General features: G+C 59.4%; 17 protein-coding genes, 1 tRNA gene and 2 pseudogenes. 12 read left to right on the forward strand and 8 right to left on the reverse strand.

Annotation, left to right across the window (positions count from 1 at the left end):
- The first annotated feature begins 42 nt into the window (after window positions 1–42).
- Both BLV47_RS12780 and BLV47_RS12785 read left to right on the forward strand, forming a co-directional pair.
- On the forward strand, window positions 43–1,299 hold the full coding sequence (locus BLV47_RS12780) for an OprD family porin (protein WP_092314057.1): 1,257 nt from the start codon (window positions 43–45) through the stop codon (window positions 1,297–1,299).
- A 231-nt stretch (window positions 1,300–1,530) separates the two neighbouring features.
- On the forward strand, window positions 1,531–2,244 hold the full coding sequence (locus tag BLV47_RS12785; protein WP_092314059.1) for a GntR family transcriptional regulator: 714 nt from the start codon (window positions 1,531–1,533) through the stop codon (window positions 2,242–2,244).
- A gap of 6 nt (window positions 2,245–2,250) precedes the next feature.
- On the opposite strand, the gene BLV47_RS12790 is transcribed toward BLV47_RS12785, so the two are convergent.
- The 3 genes from BLV47_RS12790 to BLV47_RS12800 all read right to left on the reverse strand — a co-directional run bounded on the left by BLV47_RS12790 (window position 2,251) and on the right by BLV47_RS12800 (window position 5,748).
- On the reverse strand, window positions 2,251–3,201 hold the full coding sequence (locus tag BLV47_RS12790) for a PDR/VanB family oxidoreductase (RefSeq protein WP_092317216.1): 951 nt from the start codon (window positions 3,199–3,201) through the stop codon (window positions 2,251–2,253).
- Between the two features lie 56 nt (window positions 3,202–3,257).
- Window positions 3,258–4,316: an aromatic ring-hydroxylating dioxygenase subunit alpha gene (locus tag BLV47_RS12795; protein ID WP_092314061.1), complete on the reverse strand. Its 1,059-nt coding sequence runs from the start codon at window positions 4,314–4,316 to the stop codon at window positions 3,258–3,260.
- 283 nt (window positions 4,317–4,599) lie between these two features.
- Window positions 4,600–5,748: a MalY/PatB family protein gene (locus BLV47_RS12800; protein WP_092314063.1), complete on the reverse strand. Its 1,149-nt coding sequence runs from the start codon at window positions 5,746–5,748 to the stop codon at window positions 4,600–4,602.
- 352 nt (window positions 5,749–6,100) lie between these two features.
- Here BLV47_RS12800 and BLV47_RS12805 point away from each other — a divergent pair, with 352 nt between their 5' ends.
- The 3 genes from BLV47_RS12805 (at window position 6,101) to BLV47_RS12815 (ending at window position 9,895) form a co-directional block, all read left to right on the forward strand.
- A complete protein-coding gene (locus tag BLV47_RS12805) occupies window positions 6,101–7,348 on the forward strand; it encodes a beta/alpha barrel domain-containing protein (RefSeq protein ID WP_092314065.1) in 1,248 nt (415 codons plus the stop codon).
- Window positions 7,341–8,288 carry an AEC family transporter gene (locus BLV47_RS12810; protein WP_092314067.1) on the forward strand — a complete coding sequence of 316 codons (948 nt, stop codon included), beginning with the start codon at window positions 7,341–7,343 and terminating at the stop codon, window positions 8,286–8,288. The genes BLV47_RS12805 and BLV47_RS12810 overlap by 8 nt, the downstream gene beginning before the upstream one ends.
- A 566-nt stretch (window positions 8,289–8,854) precedes the next feature.
- Window positions 8,855–9,895: an ABC transporter substrate-binding protein gene (locus BLV47_RS12815; RefSeq protein ID WP_092314069.1), complete on the forward strand. Its 1,041-nt coding sequence runs from the start codon at window positions 8,855–8,857 to the stop codon at window positions 9,893–9,895.
- A 121-nt stretch (window positions 9,896–10,016) separates the two neighbouring features.
- On the opposite strand, the gene BLV47_RS12820 is transcribed toward BLV47_RS12815, so the two are convergent.
- The 3 genes from BLV47_RS12820 to BLV47_RS12830 all read right to left on the reverse strand — a co-directional run bounded on the left by BLV47_RS12820 (window position 10,017) and on the right by BLV47_RS12830 (window position 13,541).
- On the reverse strand, window positions 10,017–10,889 hold the full coding sequence (locus tag BLV47_RS12820; RefSeq protein ID WP_092314071.1) for a helix-turn-helix transcriptional regulator: 873 nt from the start codon (window positions 10,887–10,889) through the stop codon (window positions 10,017–10,019).
- Window positions 10,890–10,966: 77 nt separating this feature from the next.
- Complete coding sequence (locus BLV47_RS12825) at window positions 10,967–12,382, reverse strand: aminotransferase (RefSeq protein ID WP_092314073.1); 1,416 nt, start codon at window positions 12,380–12,382, stop codon at window positions 10,967–10,969.
- Between the two features lie 58 nt (window positions 12,383–12,440).
- Window positions 12,441–13,541 (reverse strand): extracellular solute-binding protein, encoded by a 1,101-nt coding sequence (locus BLV47_RS12830; protein WP_092314075.1) that lies wholly within the window; start codon window positions 13,539–13,541, stop codon window positions 12,441–12,443.
- A 396-nt stretch (window positions 13,542–13,937) separates the two neighbouring features.
- Between BLV47_RS12830 and BLV47_RS12835 the strand changes: the two genes are divergently transcribed.
- The 3 genes from BLV47_RS12835 to BLV47_RS12845 all read left to right on the forward strand — a co-directional run bounded on the left by BLV47_RS12835 (window position 13,938) and on the right by BLV47_RS12845 (window position 16,716).
- Window positions 13,938–14,011, forward strand: a tRNA-Cys gene (locus BLV47_RS12835).
- Window positions 14,012–14,435: 424 nt separating this feature from the next.
- Complete coding sequence (locus tag BLV47_RS12840) at window positions 14,436–15,596, forward strand: nucleoid-associated protein (protein WP_092314077.1); 1,161 nt, start codon at window positions 14,436–14,438, stop codon at window positions 15,594–15,596.
- Complete coding sequence (locus tag BLV47_RS12845; RefSeq protein ID WP_092314079.1) at window positions 15,589–16,716, forward strand: hypothetical protein; 1,128 nt, start codon at window positions 15,589–15,591, stop codon at window positions 16,714–16,716. The genes BLV47_RS12840 and BLV47_RS12845 overlap by 8 nt, the downstream gene beginning before the upstream one ends.
- A gap of 119 nt (window positions 16,717–16,835) precedes the next feature.
- Here the strand turns inward: BLV47_RS12845 and BLV47_RS12850 are convergent, their stop codons facing one another.
- Window positions 16,836–17,900 (reverse strand): phage integrase, encoded by a 1,065-nt coding sequence (locus tag BLV47_RS12850; protein ID WP_092314081.1) that lies wholly within the window; start codon window positions 17,898–17,900, stop codon window positions 16,836–16,838.
- A 3-nt stretch (window positions 17,901–17,903) separates the two neighbouring features.
- Window positions 17,904–18,041: pseudogene (locus tag BLV47_RS36990) on the reverse strand (DUF4224 domain-containing protein); the annotation flags it as partial.
- 2 nt (window positions 18,042–18,043) lie between these two features.
- On the opposite strand from BLV47_RS36990, the pseudogene BLV47_RS12855 reads away from it, so the two are divergent.
- The 4 genes and pseudogenes from BLV47_RS12855 to BLV47_RS12870 all read left to right on the forward strand — a co-directional run.
- A pseudogene (locus BLV47_RS12855) lies at window positions 18,044–18,402 on the forward strand (phage tail protein); the annotation flags it as partial.
- Window positions 18,323–18,529, forward strand: a complete 207-nt coding sequence (locus tag BLV47_RS12860; RefSeq protein ID WP_092314083.1) for a tail protein X — start codon at window positions 18,323–18,325, stop codon at window positions 18,527–18,529. The pseudogene BLV47_RS12855 and the gene BLV47_RS12860, both read left to right, overlap by 80 nt.
- A gap of 57 nt (window positions 18,530–18,586) precedes the next feature.
- On the forward strand, window positions 18,587–19,249 hold the full coding sequence (locus BLV47_RS12865) for a hypothetical protein (protein ID WP_092314085.1): 663 nt from the start codon (window positions 18,587–18,589) through the stop codon (window positions 19,247–19,249).
- A gap of 61 nt (window positions 19,250–19,310) precedes the next feature.
- Window positions 19,311–20,354, forward strand: a complete 1,044-nt coding sequence (locus BLV47_RS12870; protein WP_092314087.1) for a phage late control D family protein — start codon at window positions 19,311–19,313, stop codon at window positions 20,352–20,354.
- The last annotated feature ends 19 nt before the right edge of the window (window positions 20,355–20,373 follow it).

Below are 20,373 nucleotides of genomic sequence, written 5' to 3' on the forward strand. Positions count from 1 at the left end.
TCGGGGCACGGCTGCGTCCATGAAAAACGGAGAACAATAATAATGAACAGTCGTCATCCGATGCTCTGCCGCTCCCTGGTTGGGGCTTGTGTGTCCGTGGCCCTGTGTGCCCCCTCCTGGGCTGGCGACGACAGCGGTTTCTTCGAGGGCAGCAGGACCGACCTGCTGCTGCGTAACTATTACTTCAACCGGGATTTTCGCGACCACGACGGGCCCAAGGGGCAAATCGAGGAGTGGGCCCAGGGCTTCATCCTCAAGTTCAGTTCCGGCTACACCCCGGGCACTGTGGGTGTTGGCCTGGATGCCATCGGCCTGTTCGGCCTCAAGCTCGACAGCAGCCGCCAGGTCAGCGGTTCGGAGTTGCTGCCGGTGCATGACGACGGTCGCGCGGCGGACAATTTCGGCCGGGCCGGGGTGGCGTTGAAGGCGCGGATTTCCGCCACCGAATTCAAGCTCGGCGAACTGCTGCCGGATTTGCCGCTGCTGCGTTATGACGATGGCCGCCTGCTGCCGCAGACATTTCGCGGGGCCATGCTGGTGTCCCGCGAGATCGACGGCCTGGGCCTGCAGGCCGGGCAGTACCGGGCCGTGAGCCTGCGCAACTCGTCGGACATGCAGGACCTTGCGGCCTGGGCCGCGCCGGGGGTGAAGTCCGATGGCTTCAACTACGTGGGCGCCGACTACCGCTTCAACCAGCAACGCACTCTGCTCGGGCTCTGGCATGCGCAACTGCAGGACATCTACCGCCAGAGCTATTTCAACCTGCAGCACAAGCAGCCGCTGGGCGACTGGGTGCTGGGGGGCAACCTGGGCTACTTCATCGACCGCGACGATGGCAGCGCGCGCATCGGCCGGGTCGACAGCCACACCGCCTATGCTCTGTTTTCCGCCGCGCGGGCCGGGCACACGCTGTACCTGGGGTTGCAGAAGGTCAGCGGCGACAGCCCCTGGATGTCGGTCTACGGCAGCAGCGGCCGGACCCTGGGCAACGATATGTTCAACGGTAACTTCAGCAACGCCGGCGAGCGTTCCTGGCAGCTGCGCTACGACTATGATTTTGCCGCTGCCGGGGTTCCCGGACTGCTGGCCATGGTGCGTTACGGGCGTGGCGACAACGCCACCACCAAGGTCGGCAAGGATGGCCATGAGTGGGAGCGCGATAGCGAGATCGGCTACACGCTGCAGAGCGGCAGCCTGAAGAACCTCAGCCTGCGGCTGAACAACGCCACCACCCGGCGCAGCTTCAACCGCGACTTCGACCAGACCCGGCTGATCGTCAGCTACCCGCTGTCGCTGTGACGAGCCTGTAGCCGCTGCCGCAGGCGGCGAACGGCTTGGGCGGCATTCCGACGCAGCAGGCGCGGCGATTCCAAGGGCGCGAGAAGTTCGGCGGGAGATCGTCAGGCAAGGTCCTGCCGACCTTGGCGCAGCTTCGCGGGTTCGGCAGCGGCTGCAAGTGTTGTCGGGGGGCGTGTTGTGGCAGGCCTTGCGTTACTATGGCCGCCCACCTTTTTTCAGGAAGCTGCCCGGATGAGCAAACCCGGTCAAACGGTGCTGATCGCGCTGCGCAAGATGATCGCCTCGGGCGAGCTGGCGGCAGGCGAGCGCTTGATGGAAGTGCCGACCGCCGAACGCTTCGGGGTGTCGCGCATGCCGGTGCGCATGGCCTTTCGCACCCTGGAGCAGGAAGGCCTGCTGGTGCGTTTCGGCGGTCGCGGTTTTCAGGTGCGTTCGGTCAGCGCCCAGGACATTGCCGGGGCGGTGGAGGTGCGCGGGGTGCTGGAAGGCCTGGCGGCGCGCCAGACCGCCGAACGCGGGCTGTCGGCCGAGGGTCGGGCGATGCTCGAACGTTGCCTGGTCGAGGGCGATGCGCTGTTCGACAAGGGCTATGTCAACGAAGAAGACCTTGAGGTCTATCACGACCTCAACATGCGTTTTCACCAGGTGATCGTGGCAGGCAGCGGCAACCCGGCGATCGCCGATGCCCTGGCGCGCAACGACCATCTGCCGTTCGCCTCGGTCACCGCCCTGGCGGTGGACCGCCAGGACATGGCCCGGGAATACCGGCGCTTCAACTACGCCCACATGCAGCATCATTCGGTGTTCGACGCCCTGGTCAACGGCCAGGGCGCGCGGGCTGAAGCGCTGATGCGCGAGCATGCCAACGCCACCTTGCGCTACGCCGAGATCTTCGGCTCGGCAGTGGCCGATGAGCGCATGAAGCTGATCCTGCCCGCGCCGTGAGTGGCGCTAGAGGTCGAGCACCAGCAACGGGGTCTTGGCCCGGGAGCAGCAGGGCGTGAACTGATCGTTGCACGCCTGTTCTTCCTCGGTGAGGAACAGGTCGCGGTGCTCCGGCACCCCTTCCAGCACCCGGGTCAGGCAGGTGCCGCAGATCCCTTGTTCGCAGGAAATCGCGACCTCGATGCCCTGGTCCTGCAGCACCTGGATCACGCTGCGATCGGCCGGCACCTGGAATACCTGGCCGCTGCTGGCCAGTTTGACCGCGAAGCTGCCATCGCTGCCGTGGTCCACGGGCGCGGCGCTGAAGTACTCGCGGTGCAGGCATTGTTCCTTCCAGCCCAGGGCTCGGGCGCTGTCCAGCACGTGCTGCATGAAGCCGCCGGGGCCGCAGACATACAGGTGCAGATCATCCGCTGGCGCGGCCAGGGCGTGTGCGATATCCAGGGCCGTTTCGGGCTGTTGGTCGAAATGCAGGCTGACCCGCTCGGCGAACGGCGATTGCTGCAGGCGCGGGACAAAGGCTGCGCGCTCGGCCGAACGGGCGCAGTAGTGCAACTGGAAATCCGCGCCGTTGTGGGCCAGCTGCTCGGCCATGCTGAGGATCGGGGTGATGCCGATGCCGCCGGCGAACAGCAGGCTGCGCCGCGCGCCGGGGGCCAGGGCGAACAGGTTGCGCGGCTCGCTGATGCGTAGGCGCGCGCCCACTTCCAGCTCTTGGTGCAGGCTGCTTGAGCCGCCTCGCGAGGCAGGATCCTTGAGCACGCCGATCAGGTAGCGGTGGCGTTCCTCGGGGTGATTGCACAGTGAATATTGGCGCACCAGGCCGTTGGCCAGGTGCACGTCGATATGGGCGCCGGCACTGAAGGCGGGCAGGGGGCTTGCGTCGGCCGCGGCCAGTTCGAAGCTGCAGATGTCCAGGGCTTCGCTGTGGCGCGCGACCACCAGTACGTCGATCATCATCGGTCCTCGCCAGCGGCCGCGTTCGGGCCGGCTGGCTGTCGGGTTCGGGGGGGTTAACGGCTTGCGGCGATCAACGCTTCCCGGGGCTCGCGCTCCTGGGCGATCAGGCGTTCCAGCACGCGCCGCGACTGCACGCCGCCGGCGTCGATATTCAACTTGAGCAGGCTGCGCTGGGGTTGGGCGAGCAGGTTCTGCTGCTGGCGTTCGAGCATCTCCAGGTCTTCGCTGAAGATCTTGCCCTGGCCTTCGCGGATGCTGGCGGTGAGGGCCTGGTCCTGGGGGTTGAAGTTGCGCGCCATGCCCCAGAAGTACCAGATCGAGGTGTCGCTTTCGGGGGTGATGAAATCCACCACGATGCTCGATGCCTTGAAGGCCGCGGGGGCGTCGTAGCCACCGTGGCCGGCGTGGGCCACGCCGACTTCGATCAGCACATGGCTGGGCGGGGTGAAGCGGCAGATCTGCCAGCGGTCCACCGGCACGTCGTCGGCCAGTTGGTTGCCGCGCAGGGCCATGCGCCAGAACGGCGGCGGCATGACGTTGTGCATGTGCCGGGCGGTGACCACTTGATCGCCGTCCACCGTGGTCTGCGGCGGTGCCTCGTCGATTTCCTTCTGGCCGATGCTGGAGGCGTGGACGTAGGTTTCGTGGGTCAGGTCCATCAGGTTATCGATCATCAGCCGGTAGTCGCACTGGATGTGGAACAGCCCGCCGCCGTAGGCCCACTCTTGGTTGTCGGCCCATTCCAGATGATGGATCAGCGCCGGGTCGGCCAGGGCCTGATCGCCGGGCCAGACCCAGATGAAACCGTAGCGCTCGACCGCGGCGAAGGTCTTGTTGCAGGGAAAGCCGCGTACCCGCTGGCCGGGCATTTCCACGGTCTTGCCGTCGCAACCCATCACCAGGCCGTGGTAGCCGCACACCAGGTTGCCGTTCTCGACATAACCCAGCGACAGCGGGGCGCCGCGATGGGGGCAGAAGTCCTCGACGGCGGCTACCCGGCCTTCGTGGGCGCGATAGAACACCATTCGTTCGCCGCAGATCTGCCGGCCCAGGGGCTTGCCCTGTAGTTCATCGGGGGTGCAGGCAACGTACCAGGCATTCTTGGGGTACATGACGTCTCTCCAGGCGTTTGTTGTTTTTATTTAATGGATCCATTAAATGGCTCGTGCTCTGGAGGTGTCAAACAAAAGCGCGGATTTAGTGTTCGATAATCGGCTATTTTGGAGGTTTAAGAGAATTATGGATCCATTGGGGCGGTTTTATGGATCCGTTGAGCGCGAGTCAGCGCACCATCCGCGTCAGGGCGGGGGCGTGGCTGCGAGGCCGGGCCAGGAGGGCGCAGCGCCAGGGTCGGGAACCTGGCGGCTGCGGTGGCGGGGGGGATGGGGGCGGCGATCAGCGCCGTTGCAGGCTGTCTTGCAGGCGCTGGATGCCTTCTTCGAGCAAAGCCCGCGGGCAGCCGAAGTTCAGGCGCACGAACTGCCCGCAGTCGTCGCCGAACTCCAGCCCGGCGCTGAGGCCGACCTTGGCTTCCTTGAGGAAGAAGGCGTAGGGGTCGGCAAGGCCCAGGGCGCTGCAATCGAGCCAGGCCAGAAAAGTGCCCTGGGGGGCGTGCATGCGGATGCCCGGCAGGCGGGTCTGCACCGCGTGCAGCAGGTAGTCGCGGTTGCCTTGCAGGTAGCCGAGCAGCGCCTGCAGCCAGGGGCCACCGTGGGTCAGGGCGGCCAGGGTCGCTTCCAGGCCCAGGGGGCTGACGCTGTCCACCATGCCGGCGCGGGCGCTGTTGAAGGCCAGGCGGGTGGCCGGGTCCTGGACGATGGCGAAGCAGGTCTTCATCCCGGCGATGTTGTAGGCCTTGCTGGCCGACATCAGGGTGATGGTGCGGCGGGCGATTTCCGGGCTCAGGGACGCGGTGGGGATGTGCCGGCGGCCGTCGAAGCACAGTTCGGCATGGATCTCGTCGGAAATGATCAGCGCCCCTTGTTCCAGGCAGGCGTTGGCCACCGCCTGCAGCTCTTCCCGGGGGAAGACCTTGCCCAGCGGGTTGTGCGGGTTGCTCAGGAGCATCGCGCCGGCGCCTTGCAGGGCCTGGCGCAGCGCATTCATCGGGGTGTCGTAGGTGCCCTCGGCGTTGAGCTGGAACGGCACTTCGACCTTGTCCAGGCCCCAGTTGCCAGGGGCCAGGCGCAGCGGGCGATAGTTGGGGGTTTGCACCACCACCGATTGCCCGGGTTTGACGAAGGCGTGCAGGGCCATGTTGAAGCCGGGCTCGACCCCGGGAAGGAAAATCAGCTCGTCGGGCTGCACGCGCCAGGCGTACTTGTCCCAGAGGTCGGCGACCACCGCATCGCGCAATTCGTCGCTGGCCACGCTGTAGCCCAGCAGCGGGTGTTCCAGGCGCTGGCGCAAGGCCTGGAGGATGCCGTCGGCCACGGCGAAATCCATGTCGGCCACCCACATCGGCAGGACATCCTCGGGGTAGCGGCTCCATTTGGTGCTGCCGGTGCCATGGCGGGGGTGCAGGGTATCGAAATCGAAGCTCATGAACGGCTCTCGTCGCCGGGGAAAGGTAGCGCGGATTCTAGCGCTTCCTGAGGTATTCGACAGGGAATGCCGAGGCCGGCGTGCCTTTCGCTCAAAGGGGCGCGCAACCGTTCGTGGGGAGCGAGGTGCGGCGCTAGCAAGTCCGGGCGGCTGTTTATTCAAACAGGGATATTTGTCGGGCAAATGTTTCGGTTTTTAGCGGTTTTTGGTGAATCTTGCCTGTGGTGTTTTTTAAGGTATTTCTTAGGTCGTGTGTTTACTCGCTGTTATATGGTGTGGCGGTTGTCATGGGTCTTGTGTGCCAGGCAACACGGTGTGGCTGCGTAAAAAACCAATAAAAAGGAGCAGGACGATGAAACTCGAAAATGGAATTCGCTACCGTGATTTTTCCGTCCCCTATCTGGTGGATGAAACACTTCGCGAGGGTATTGAACGCACTGCCTTTCCCATTACGGTGGACGCCAAGTTATCCATCCTCAAGTCCATGGTCGAGGCCGGCCTGCGGGATTTCGTGGTGGGCTGCGGACCGGAGGAGCCGCTGGTCTGGGACCGGTTGCACCGGGCACGGCAAGCCGGCGAATTGCCGGCCGATACCCAGGCCACGTTCATCGTCCTGTTGAACTGCTGGGAAACCGCCTTGGCTTATTTCAAGGCCCGGGCTCATCGACGGGAATGGATTGCCGACACCGTCTTCAGCTTCGGCATGATCACCTACAGGCAGAACGATCGTGAGTTCGAGCGTGCAATCCAGGCGTTTCGCGACATCGGCGCCGTCAAGTTCAAGGCCAGTGTGCTCAACAACTTCCGCAACGGGGTGTGCGAGCAGCGCTATGCCGAGATCTGCCGGCAGATCGACTGGGCCGTCAACCTGGGTGTGGAGATCATTCGCATCAACGACTCCGTGGGCTCGCTGCAGCCCCATGTGACCCGCTGGTTGTGCTCGAAGCTGGTGGCGGATTACCCGCGCCTGGTGTTCTGCCTGCACGCCCATAACGACAACGGGCTGGCCCTGGCCAATACCATGCAGGCGATCCAATGCGGCTTTCAGATGGTTGAAGGGGCCTTGGCCGGATTTGGCAACCGCTCCGGAATCGCCCCGCTGGAACAAGTCGTGAAGTTGTGTCGGGACAACAATATAAAGTTGGGCGCGCACCCGTTGGAACTGGACAAGTTGATCGAAGCCGCTCGTTATTGTGAGGAAAAGTTCCTGCAGTTGCCTGGTATCTATCGTCCGGTAAGTGGCAAGTTTGAAACACTTTCCAATTACGGTGTCTTGAATATTCCGGACTTTCTGGAAACTCAGGATGAGAACGCTTACTTCGTCAATTATGTAGGCCTGCATCCACAGACCCTCCGCCAGGCCCTGGCCGATTATTCATCGCTAAGTACCCCTGTTGCCGAGATTGCGGATGAGGAGCTTTGGCCTATCGTCGAAAGCCTGAAAGAGGAAATGCGCGCCTCGATGGCGGATATCGAAGTCCGTTATCAGCACGCGCTGGACGGGGTGATGGAGTTCTATCGTTCCTGTACCTACAGCCCGATGCATCTGGCCCGCTATGCCGAGCGCCAGCTCCGTCAGGAGCAATCGGCCCATGGATAAGGTCTTCACGGTGGTGATGCCGCTGTTTGCGATGATTTTTGCCGGCTACTGGATAGTGCGGCTGGAGGTGATCGGCACGGAAACAGTCAAGGGCCTGGTGGGGGTGGTGTTCTGGTTGTTCCTGCCGTGCTTCATCTTCATCAAGACCCTTGGCACCCGGGAGCATGGCGAGCTGGATTGGGCCTTGCTCGGCGCCTATTACCTGGCCTGTCTGGTGACCTTCATGATCGCCGCCGTGGGTGGTCGGCTGATCTGGGGCGGCAACGCGCGGGTGGCCGGCCTGCGCGGGCTGACGTCCATCTCCGGGGTGGTGGGGTACATGGGGTTGCCCTTGATGGTCATGGCGTTTGGCGATGAAGCGGCGCTGCCCACGCTGATGATCACCATGGCCGACAACCTGGTGATCCTGGCCGGAGGCGCGTTGATCATGGAGCTCACCGAACCGCGCGAGGCGCAGGACAAGCCGGATCTGGTCCGTGTGCTGCTGACCACCGGCAAGTCGATCATCAGCAACCCGCTGATTCTGGCGGTGGCGCTGGCGGCGCTGTGCATTGCCTTGCAGTGGCAGTTGCCCAGCCCGCTGCAGATCTTCGCCACGCAGATGACCAACGCCACCGGCCCCCTGGCGCTGGTGGCCCTGGGCGCGGCCTTTGCCGTGCATCGCAGGCAGAACCTGATCAAGGGCGACTCTCTGGCCTTGGCGCTGTTGAAGGTGGTGCTGTTGCCGGTGTTGGTGTTCGTCTCCGCCCGCTATGGTTTTGGCCTCGGCGATTTTCTGGTCAAGATCGCGGTGATCATGGCGGCGCTGCCGGTGGCGGTGAACGTCTTTATCCTGGCCTCGCGCTACAAGACCTACGAGACCGAGGTGTCCAGCAGCATGCTGCTCTCGGCGGTGATGGGCATCGGGGTGATCTCGGGGTTGCTGGTGGTGCTGGATTGAGCAGCGCCTTCCTTTGTCCGTGAGTGGTTAAAACGCCCCGCCCGGGTGATGCCCTGGCGGGGTTTGTGTCGTTGCTCCGGCGGACTTGCTTGTCCGTCCAGGCACGCCGTTCAGTGCGCGTACTCCCTTCGTCGATCTCGGGCCGAGTCTGCCGTCTAGGCAGCTTTTCCCTTGCCTGTGCCTCAGAAAAACCTCGTTTCGCAATGCGCCGGGTTAGGCAAACAATGAACCCCTGCATACGCCTGCCCGACTGCCCGGTGCGTTGTGGCGATGCACTGCCGATCGATTTGTTCTTCCTACAAAAACAACAGGGAGCAAGCGATGAACCGCCATTCGAGCAAGACCGCGTCCGGCGACCCTGGACCGGTCGCAAACAGATCAAGCGAACGGGGCCGAAGAGCCCGCAACGGTAGCCATCCGGCTGCGCAACCCAGGCTGCGCCAGTCCGTGTACCGCTGACCAAGACTCGTCGTGCCCGGTGCTGTACCGCCCGTGAATACGGTCGCTTCCAGGCTTCTGCTGTGCAGGTTCGTGCGGGCGAGCCGGCTTTCTTGAGGAAGGGTTTCATGTCCAACACCTTGCGTTTCGGCGTTGCATTGTCGTGGCTTGTGCTGTGCGCCGGGGCTTCGGCCCAGGTGCAGAACCTCACGGTCATTTCCTTTGGCGGAGCCACCAAACAGGCCCAGGAGAAGGCCTATTTCCAGCCATTCAACCAGAGCGGGGCGGGCCGAGTGGTGGCCGGTGAGTACAACGGTGAATTGTCGAAGATCAAGGCCATGGTCGATGTCGGCAAGACCAGCTGGGACGTGGTCGAAGTGGAAAGCCCGGAACTGTTGCGCGGTTGTGACGAGGGCCTGTTCGAGCCTTTGGACCTGTCGCGTTTCGGCGATCCGGCGCAGTTCGTCCCTGGCACCCTGAGCGAGTGCGGTGTGGCGACCTACGTCTGGTCGATGGTCATGGCTTTCGCTCCGGAGAAACTGGCCAAGGCCCCGGGCTCCTGGGCGGATTTCTGGAACCTCAAGGATTTCCCCGGCAAGCGCGGCTTGCGCAAGAGCGCCAAGTACACCCTGGAGATCGCTCTACTGGCGGACGGAGTCGCCCCCGAGCAGCTCTACCAGGTGCTCGGTACTGCGCAGGGGGTGACCCGGGCCTTTGCCAAGCTGGATCAGATCAAGCCCTTTATCCAGTGGTGGGAAGCCGGGGCCCAGCCGCCCCAATGGCTGGTGGCCGGCGATGTGGTGATGAGCGCGGCCTATAACGGACGCATTGCCATGGCCCAGAAGGAGGGCATGCAGTTGAGCATTCTCTGGCCGCAGAGCCTGTATGACCCGGAGTACTGGGCGGTGGTCAAGGGGTCGCCGAACAAGGCCCTGGCCGAGGATTTCATCCTGTTTGCCAGCCAGCCCCAGGCGCAGAAGGTGTTCTCGCAGAACATTCCCTACGGACCGGTGCACCGCCAGGCCTTGCCTCTGTTACCTGAAACGGTGCAGCAGCAATTGCCGACCTATGAGGCCAACCTGAAAGGCGCGCGTGCGGTGGATGCGGCCTTCTGGGTCGACCATGGCGAGGAGTTGGAACAGCGCTTCAACGCCTGGGCCGCGCGCTGACGGCATCCCCCCGGCTGCAGGCGTGAGCTTGCCCGCGCTGCCATGAAAAACGCCGTGTTCACCCAGTGGACACGGCGTTCTCGTTGTAGGGCATCGCCCGCGCATTCGCTCCCGCAGCTTTTCAGCCCGTGGCGGGGGGCCGGGTCAGCCAGTCGATAAACAGCGAAAACAGCTCGGCCTGGGAGTTGATGGCCAGTTTGGTGTAGAGATTCTTGCGGTGCATGCGCACGGTTTCCGGAGAGATCTGCAGCACCTTGGCGGTGGATTTCACCGAATGGCCGCGCAGGATCAGGTGGGCGATCTCCCGTTCGCGGGCCGTCAGCAGCGGATTGCCGAAACTCATGAAGGCGGCTTCGATCTGCTGGTTGAGGTTGGTCGGTGTCTGGGTTGGCAGCCAATCGGCCGGGGCCTGGCGCAGCAGTTGCTGCAGGCCGCCGGCGGTGCCGAAACGGCGCAACAGTTCGCGCACCAGCGGTTCCACGGCCCTGAGCAAGGCCAGGGGTGCGCTGGCGAAGCGTGCGCCGCTCAGGCCTTGGAACATGCACAGGGAGATCTTGCTCTGGGGGTCGAGGTCGACGATGTAGTAGCTGTCCTCGGCGCCCCCGGTCTTGAGGTAGTAGGTCTTGTAGTACTGGCTGCTGAAGAAGTCGTCTGGGGCGATTTCCGAGAGGTGGTAGAAGCCTTCGGCCAGGCCGTTTTCCACGGCCAGGCAAAAGGGATCCAGCAGGTAGCCCCGGGAAAAGTAGCGGTTGATGATCTCGTCGCGGTATTCGCCGACGATGCCTTGTTCGTGCAGCAACTGCGGCGGCAGGCCTTTGCGCTCCAGGCTGATCATCATGGATTCGATCGGGGTCAGGGCGTTCAGCGCTGCTGCCAGGCGGGGCAGGAATGCATCATCGTCCACGGCCTGGAACGCTTCGGTCAGGCCGGCATGCCAGGTCTGCAGGGCCTGGAGGGACAAAAGGGCAGTGGAGGTATCGGCAGGTGCGCTCATGCCCGGCAGTTTAACTGCCGGGCGCAGACCGGGTAAGAGTCCGCGACAGGGCGCCGCTGGCACCGGTTGCAGGCGCATCATTCCAGGTACTGAGCGTCGCGGCGCAGCTCGGCGGCGGCCTCCAGAATGCACTCGCGCAGGGTGTCGACGATCTGGTCGATCTGCTGGCGGTTGATGATCAGCGGCGGCGACATGACGTTGAGGTGGCCGATCGGGCGCACCAGCAAGCCCTTGGCCTGGGCCCGCAGGTGAATGCGCTCGGCGATGTTCAGGGCTTCCGGCAGCAGTGCCTTGTTCTGCTTGTCCGCGACGAATTCGACACAGGCCATCAGCCGCATGCAACGCACGTTGCCCACCAGGGGCAATTCGGCCAGGGTCTGCAGGCGCTGCTCCATATAGCGCCCGACATCCTCGACATGGGCCAGCAGGTTCTCCCGCTCGATGATCTCAATGTTCTTCAGTGCCGCGACGCAGCTCACCGGGTGCCCGCTGTAGGTGAAACCGTGGGTAAAGCAGCGCCCTTTGCCCGGCTCGCCGATCACCTGCCAGATGCGCTCGGAAAAGATGCAGGCCCCCAGGGGCAGGTAGCCCGACGTCAGGCCCTTGGCGGTGGTGATGATGTCCGGCTGCATGTCGAACACCTCCTGCGAGGCAAAGAAGGTGCCCAGGCGTCCGAATGAGGTCACCACCTCGTCGGCCACATACAGCAGGTCGTAGCGCTGACAGATCTCCCACATGCGCCGGTGATAGCCCTCGGGCGGAATGATCACCCCGCCGGAGCCCATGATGGGTTCGGCGAAGAACGCCGCTACCTTGTCCGGGCCGATGGTGAGGATCTTGTCTTCGAATTCCGCCACCAGGAATTCGAGGAAATCGGCTTCGCTCATGCCGGCCGGCGCCCGGTAGTAGTTGGGGCAAGAGATGTGGTGAAACAGGTCGCTCATGAAGTCGAATTCTGGCGCGCGGTCCGCGGCCTTGTTGCCGATGGACATGGTGAGGAAGGTCGAGCCGTGGTAGGCATTGTGCCGCGAGATCACGTGCTTCTTCTCATGCTTGCCGCGACTGTTCTGATAGAACTGCACCAGGCGGTAGGCGGTGTCCACTGCGGTGGAGCCGCCAGTGGTGAGGAACACGTGATTCAGGTCGCCGGGAGCCAGGCTGGCGAGTTTTTCGCAAAGTTCGATGGCGCTGACGTTGGCCATGTCGCAGAACGGATTGGAGTAGGCCAGCTGCCGCACCTGATCGGCGATGGCCTCGGCCATTTCCTCCCGCCCCAGGCCGATGTTGGTGCACCACATGCCGCCGACTGCATCCAGGTAACGGTTGCCGGCGGTGTCATAGATGTAGGCGCCGTCGCCGGCGGCGATGTTCAACGAACCCTGTTCGCGGTGTTCGTCGAACATGTGGAAACCGTGCATGTAATGCGCCTTGTCGGCGGCCACCAGCCTGGGTTCGTCGAACTGCTGGAAGAAGGTTGCGGATTGGATAGCCATGGGCTTTACCTCGGGTCAAAGCATTGCGTGGACAGCGTGTGGAATCCGAGCGGCTGGATCACTTGCCGATCTTCACCATGTTCCAGGTGCGGGTGATCAGGCGGGTACTGGCGGGGGACTGGATCGTCTGGGTGAACAGTCGCTCGCGGGTCTGGGCATCGGGATAGATCGCCGGGTTGTCGCGCACTTCGGCGCTGAGCAGCGGCGTGGCCTGGAGATTGGCATTGGCATAGCGGATGTAGTCGCTGACCTCGGCCATGACCTGGGGCTGCAGCAGGTACTCGATAAAAGCGTGGGCATTGGCCGCATTCGGGGCGTCGGCAGGAATGTAGAAGTTGTCGAACCAGATCAGCGAACCTTCCCTGGGAATGAAGTAGTCGAGCTTGACCGGTGCTCCGGCCTCATTGGCCCGGGCCTGGGCCGTGGCGTAGTCGCCGGACCAGGTGGCGCTCAGGCACAGCTCGCCATTGGCCAGGCCGTTGAGGTAGCTGGTGGAGTCGAACTTGCGAATGTAGGGGCGCACGGCCATCAAGGTCTCCTGCGCGGCCTTGAGATCGGCGGGCTCGGCGCTGTTGGGATTGCGCCCCAGCCAGGCCAGGACCAGCGGCAGGATATCGGTGGGCGAGTCCTGCAGTGTTACCCCGCAATCGGCGAAGCGCGACACCACCTTGGGATCGAACAGCATCGCCAGGGAACCGATGGGCGCATCCGGCATCCGCTCGCGGATCTTGTCGACGTTGTAGGTCACGCCATTGCTGCCCCAGGTGTAGGGCGCCGAATACTCCACGCCCGCGTCGTAGTTCTCCAGGCTCTTGAGCACCTGGGGGTCGAGATTCTGCCAGCTGGGCAGCCACTGCTTGTTCAACGGCTGGAACACCCGCGCCTTGATCAAGGGCGGCACCAGCGCGGCATTGAGCACCACCAGGTCATAGCCGGAGCGCCCCGGAAGCAGCTTGCCTTGCACGGTTTCGTAGGAGTCGAAGGTGTCGTAGATCACCTTGATCCCGCTGGCCTTCTCGAAGCCGGCGAGGGTGTGCTCACCGATGTAGTCCGACCAGTTGTACAGACGCAAGGTCTTGCCCGCGGACTCCTGGGCCTGCCCCCCGACTGCCGCCACCGCCAGAACCACGCCAAATACCGCAGTGAATGCTATGCGCATGCTGGAATTCCGCCTTGAACCTGATGGAAGGAGCCCGGGTCGAGCCGTTGGCGCTACTGTCCGCGAGCGACCGGACACGCGCCATAACCCGATCGGGTAGGTGGCAGGGCGAGGAGAGAGGAGAGAGCAATCCGCCGTCATGTGTGCAATCATCCAGCGCCATTGCCCACTCCGACACGGATTTGCAACTGCCCGGAAACCTGCAGAAACAGCCCGGCAGAAAAAATATCGAATAGGAGTTGCCAGGAATGGAAAACATGTCCATAATTGCGACCATTCCTCAGCGAGGAAACGGAAAAACTCTTTAAAAATCAAAGAGTTGCGAGATGAGGTTAATCTCGAAAGCCGTTCCAGTTTGTACGTGTTCAGTGTTGCTTTACGGTACTGGACACTTGGGGCCGAGTAGCAAAATGGTTATGCAGCGGATTGCAAATCCGCCTACGCCGGTTCGATTCCGACCTCGGCCTCCACCCTTGAAAACCCCGTAGATTAACGTCTACGGGGTTTTTTATTGCCTGGGATTTGGGTGATCGCTTCCGCAAATTTTAGGATCGCTTCCGCAAGTGGTCGGTTTTTTGAACTGAGCTAAGAGAGATTCCACGAGATCGGGTACGAGTTCATGCTTGATGCTGGCTGCGAGGTTTGCCTCTGTTGCTATGAGCTATCTTGGCTTTAAATTCATGGTTGCATTCAGATTGGGCCCTTAAAAATGCGACAGCGTTCGGCCGAAAGCTGCTATTTAATGGTGCCTATCAAATCAGGGGTGATTCGCCATCCCAAACTCAATGGACTCCAGTGATGCAAGGCCCCCTTGCTATCGCTGTGCTACCATCAACCACTCGCAGCTGACGTCAGGCACGTCTGGCACTAATAGTCACTACGGACGTACATCGCATGGATGATCAAGTAAAAAATACGCCTCATTCCAATACGGATACTGAAGTTAAAAATACTGAAGTTAGATCGCTCGTTGTGTTGAACGCGTGTGCTGCGAAATTTTTCAAAAAAACGCTTGGTGGCCTAACTTTCTACGATAGTAATAAAGGTAACGACTGGGATCTCAAATCCCCAGTATGTGTTGATTTTGTGAATCTCATTGGCAAAAAGTTTTCTAAGAGTGGGAGGATTTACGGATATGTAGATCCGAATATGCTCGCTGCTGCCGATAACTTTTCTAAGTACGCTAACAATCTCGATTTCAATGCCTTTGTCAGTGGTGTTATGGAGCGGCTGTGCCATGAGGCAAACGACCCGGCTCGACGCTCTCTCAATGAGGGTTATGTTGTATTTTCGCACTATAAAGATTTTCGGCAGGTAGACCATCTCTTAATTGTCATGCTTGGTAAAAGAGGTGGGTATGATTTTGACGATGACAACAATCTCAATCCGAGAGGAACGGAAAGCCTAAACCTTCAAGATTTTCGTCAGGCCGCCTGTATGGATCTGACAGAGTTCAAAAAAGGCTTCCCGAAAAATACAGGTGACTCCTACCTTTATTTTATTAAAGGGAATTCAAAAAGCGAATTCTTTAACAGTGCGCTCGGTTGTTCCGATTCGATTCCAGGCAAGGTCTGTGTTGATAATTTGAAAGACGCGCTGGGCGCATACTTCACAGAAGAAGCAAATACGCTTTCCTCTTCAGATCGACGCACAATTTATACGCGAGTAGTTAGCTATATTGAAAATAAAGCTGGTGAGAGAGTGCATCTCTCAGAAATTCAGCGCGTGATAAATAAATGTCTGAACGAGGACTCACCTCATCTCGATGGGCTCATAAAATTTATTTCAGAAAACTCTGAACGCTTTAAAGTGAGTGAAGAATTTCAACCTTCTGGTGTTACCGCAAAAAAAATGGGCTATGTGGATCTTAAGCTACCCTCCGGAGAATTCGTGGGGCGTTTGAAGCTAGATGCTGTGGCTGTTGGTGAGAGCACTGCTGATCTTAGTGTCGACAAGAATTTTGTGTACCTGAAGGTAAAGCTTCCAAGCGACGTGTCAAACAGGCTGAAGAGTATAAATGCTGATGATCCATCGTCAGGATCCCAAAATGCTTGATCGAATCTCACTTGATGGTGATCAGCTCATATTTGACACTCGATCTCTTGATATAGAGAGCGTCTATGAGTTCCTCAAAACCTATGGTTGCCAGAGTCCCGAAAGTTTGGACTTGATTGGGCGAGATCTTTTTCTGCTGGACTCTTCAGCGTGGAACGAAGGTTACGTGCCCTTCTTTGCCAATGCAGAGGCAATGTGGCATACGATACGGACGCGTAGCAAAAAGCCTGAATACATACACATTATAGGTGTGGATGAGAATCAGTATGTTTCAATTTCTCGGCTAATTGACCTGTATTTTTTAATTAGAGAAATCCTTGCGACGCTTTGCCATAACAACGGTGATGAAAGCCAAATCCTCAAATACATATTCTATAGTTCGAAAGAGTCCTTTCTTACAAAGTTAGAAGTGTCTTATCTCATGGAGTGTGATGAGCTAATAGCCATAGAGGTGGATGCAGAAGGGATTAAGCATGCTCAAAAAATGCATGCGGCGGTGATGGCGGATGAGGACGTTCATTGTGAAGAAAGACGTCACGTTATGCGAGAAGCGCTGACAGATTTTTTAAAGGATAAAAAAGACTGTAATGTTGCTGTAGTTATGGCGTCCATTTCGATTTTTTACAAAAAATACAATGAGCGTTATAAGGTTTATGTAAGCAAGTTTTCTGTTAACAAAATTCTCACTGAGATCGAAAATGATTGTGTTAATTTCTTGGGCAAGGTCCAAGATGCAATCATGTCTCAGCAGACAAAGGCGTTTGCTATACCGGGTAGTATCGTTGCGGCGGGCGCTATTTTAAAACCTGCTACCACTGCATGGGATTACCTCGTCATAGTTGTGGGGTTGGTAATATCAACCTGGATGATTACCTCCTTAAATAATAACGTAATTGCTCATATCAAGTTACTTGCAGAAGAGTTTCAGCGCTCCACTAAAAAGTATGACGATATCGTTGTGGGGGTAGAAGAGATACAGTTGAAAATTGAGGGGTCTCGACAAAAACTTTCGACTTCCTCTAGCTCAGCTGAAACTAAACTTAAGGTGCTAACCCGGGTATGCTGGTTAATACTTGTGCTAGTAAACCTGATTTTGCTCAAACGCTTCTTAGATAATTAGTGTCGCTCTCTGACTAAATCACATAAAAGATAGGTTCTTCAGTTAATTCCATACTAGACTCGATTTCAATTGTCTTCGTTTGGCCGTATACGGCCAATGATGATTTTGGCTGCGTACTGTTATTTGGTCGGCTTCACTATCTCCCCGACTCGCCTATAGACTTTCTTGGTCATCTCCTCGGTGGAATGCCCCAGCAACCGGCTTGCATGCGTCAGCTCAATCTCACTAGCCGCCTTCGGCCGTATGTCCTTGAACTGAAACTGCCGAATGCTGACCGCCAGTGCCGGATCGCCATCGGCCGCAGCCTTGATGGCAGCCTTCTCCCGCGCATCGTCCCAGCGGTTGCGCAGCATCTGCTGGCTCATTCGTAGCCCTGAAGCGTTCGTGATCAGCGTTGATGTCCTAATGCCGTTGATGGCCCTGCGCTCTTGTAGGTCTTCGATAAAGGCGCTCAAGCCGGACTGGACGCCTTCGTCCTCCAGGCGCAGGCGCAGGCGTTTTTCGGTCTTGCCCTGGCCTATCAGCAAGAATCCATTGTTTAGGTCGGTGGCGGCGATCTTGAGCACGTCTGCGGGGCGTTGTCCGGTCAAGTAGGCCAGATCCATCGCGTCCTTCAGTTCCTGCACCGCCTCGGCGTAGACCGCATTCCATAAGGTCTCGCCGGCGTAGTAGTCCCTGGGATTTTCCTTGTTGCGGCGAACGCCGAAGCACGGGTTGGCTTTGTCGGTCAGGCCCCACTCTCGGGCAATGGTGAATGCGTGAGAGAGCAGGGCGATTTCTCGATTGGCCCGGACCTTGGCGGTTCTGGCGTCGCGGTATTGGGCGATAACCTGGGGAGTGATCGATTCGATGGGCGCGTTTTCAAAGGCTCTCCTGAGCTGTTTGAGTTCCTTGCGGTTGTCCGACTGGGTGCGGATCGATTTGCCGGGGATGATCTCCTTTTCGTACCGATCGAAGACGTAGCTCATCAGGTGGTTGGGCTTGGGTGGTGCTCTGCGTTCCAGCCTGGCCCATTCCACCTTGGCCTGATCGAGGTCGGTGCCCAGTGGGATCTCCTTGCGTTTGCCGGTGGCGTCCCTGCCGTCGTAGTAGTACGCCGTCCAGATCTGGCCGCTCTTGCCCTTTCTGATACGGCGCACCATGCGTGGCGGCAGGTCGCGGTTGGCTGTGGTTCTCTTGCGCACGGGTCAGCTCACATTCGCAAGGTTGAGCGACCAGACTTCAGTCACGGCATTAGTTGCTGAGGGTTTAACTCCGGCTAATTTCATCCTGGCGTAGACCCGGCCAACGATGGGGCGTCGGGCACCGGTCAGAACAAACTCCCAATGGCCAGGAACGTCTAACCCGCAGAATCGCTTAGCAGGCGGTGGGGCAGGGCGACGACAAAATCACCCACAAGGGCGCGGTATTTCCTAGGTTCAAGGGGGGGCTGGGTCAGTTGCAGAAACTGCGCAGCATCGGGCGGCGCCTGCAGCCGCTGAGCCTGACCACGGGCTACGGCGAGGTGCTGGGCACCTGGTGCCTGACCAGCCTTGAGGAAGAGCAGAGCCATTTGCTGGCCGGGGCATCCCGCGTAAGCAGGGCTTTTCGATGGAGTTCGTAAGCTATGGCGACGACATGCAGAACGTCGGACGGGGATCTGCTGGACACCCTGTGTCACCAGTATTACGGGCACTTGAACAGTAGTGTCGAAGCGGTGCTGGATGCCAACCAGGGGCTGGCCGACGAACCCCAGCCGTTCCGGGCTGGGGTGCTGATCGTGCTGCCGGAGTTGCCTAGCGTGCCTGATGCTGTGGTGAAGTTATGGGATTAAAGGTGGCAGTTTGGTAGCATTCGGATAGTAATTTCTACAATGCTAGGGACTTGGCTGATGAACAAGAAAAAAGTTGTAGGTTTTTTAGTTGGTATGGGAATGCTGGGATGCGCGCTGAGTGCTTCTGCTAGTGATAACCTTTTTAAGTCGTATGCCTATGAATCTCCTATTTCCGCTTATCCGAAGTCAAAGGGTTATTATGATTGCTCTGAAGAGATCGGCGGGAAGGCATTGTGCCTAGATGATGTGGACTTTCTTGGGCATAAGTTTGATGCAGTACTGGTTTTTTCTAATTCAAAATTGATCACGGTGTCGTTGAATAGTGCCTATGATCAGAGTCTTTACGCAACTGTAGTAGGCTCTCTTAGTAAAACGTTCACTCTAGCCGCTCTTGCTAATGGTCAGACTGAACTAGATTTAGTCCAGCTGGCTTCTAAGGCCTCTAGCCCTGAGGAGTTTAACTTTAAACTTACCAACTATGAGTCGGCAGCATTCAATAGCGGTAACTTGGTTTACACGTTCATTGAAGGGGTCGATTTGAATAAAAGATTCGCTAGCATTGCCAGTCTTCTGGATGCATCCGCTGACAATATTCGAATTGCTGAGGTCGAGCTTGCAGGAGAGGGAGCCGACTCTAGTTTGATAATTAGCTTCAGCTTCCCCAATCTTGACGCGAAGAAAGTTACAGCCGCAGCCCAAAAGCCTGTCGAATCCTTTTAAGACATAAAATATATGACAGAGCCCCGTATAAACGGGGCTTTTTTGTTTCTGAGGTATTTAAATGAGCCCCATGTTCCGAATCGTTGCCGACGGCAAGAACATCACCGCACTGATCAATGACCGGCTGTTGACCCTGCGCACCTCGGACAAGCCCGGCATGGAGTCGGACGAGTTTGAGCTGCGCATCGACGACCGCGACGGCGCTGTGGCGCTGCCCAGCTGGGGCGCGAGCATCGAGGTGTTCATGGGCTGCGCCGGCCAGTCACTGACCCGCCTTGGGCGCTACATGGTGGACGAGGTCGTGGTGACGGGGCCGCCTGATTCTATCGAGATCAGGGGCAAGGCCAGCGACATGCGCGGCAGTGGCAAGACCACCCGCAGCGGGAGCTGGGAAAACGTCCCGCTGCAACAGATCGTGCGCGATGTGGCGACCCGCAATGGCTGGCAACCGGTGTGCCCGGTGACCACCAAGGTGCCCCGGGTCGACCAGCTTAATGAATCCGACTTCAACTTCATCACACGCCTGGCCAAGCAGTACGACTGCACGGCCAAGGTGGCCGACGGCAAGCTGCTGGTGCTGCCCCGACAGGCCGGGCAGAGCGCTAGCGGTAAGGCCCTTGGCACCGTCACCATCACTCGCCGCGACGTGAGCCGCTATCAGTTCCGCCTGGGGGACAAAAGCACCCACAAGGCGGTACAGACCAAGCACCAGGACAAAAAGAGCGGAAAGCTGCGGGTTGTCGACCTGGGCAACGAGGATTCCCCGGACGGCCTGCCGCCGGTGCACACCGACCGCCACATCTACCCGAACAAGTCCGCCGCCGAACAGGCCGCCAAGGCGCGTCTGGCGGCATTCAACCGCAGCACCGCCGGTGTGCGCCTGGATATGCCTGGCCGAACCGATCTGTTCGCTGAACGCATGATCAATGCCCAGGGCTTCAAGGTTGGCCTCGATGGCGAGTACCTGGTGGACTCGGTCGAACAGGTGTTCACCCAGTCCGGGTGGAGCACTACGGTGGAATGCAACGGCGGCAAGAAGGGCAAGGCGAAAGCCAAGGGCAAGAAAAAGAAAGAAACCAAGCCGCTCAAGGTTGTGCAGCTTTAGAACCCCATAATCACTGGAG

This window comes from Pseudomonas saponiphila (genome assembly GCF_900105185.1).
Lineage (GTDB): Bacteria > Pseudomonadota > Gammaproteobacteria > Pseudomonadales > Pseudomonadaceae > Aquipseudomonas > Aquipseudomonas saponiphila.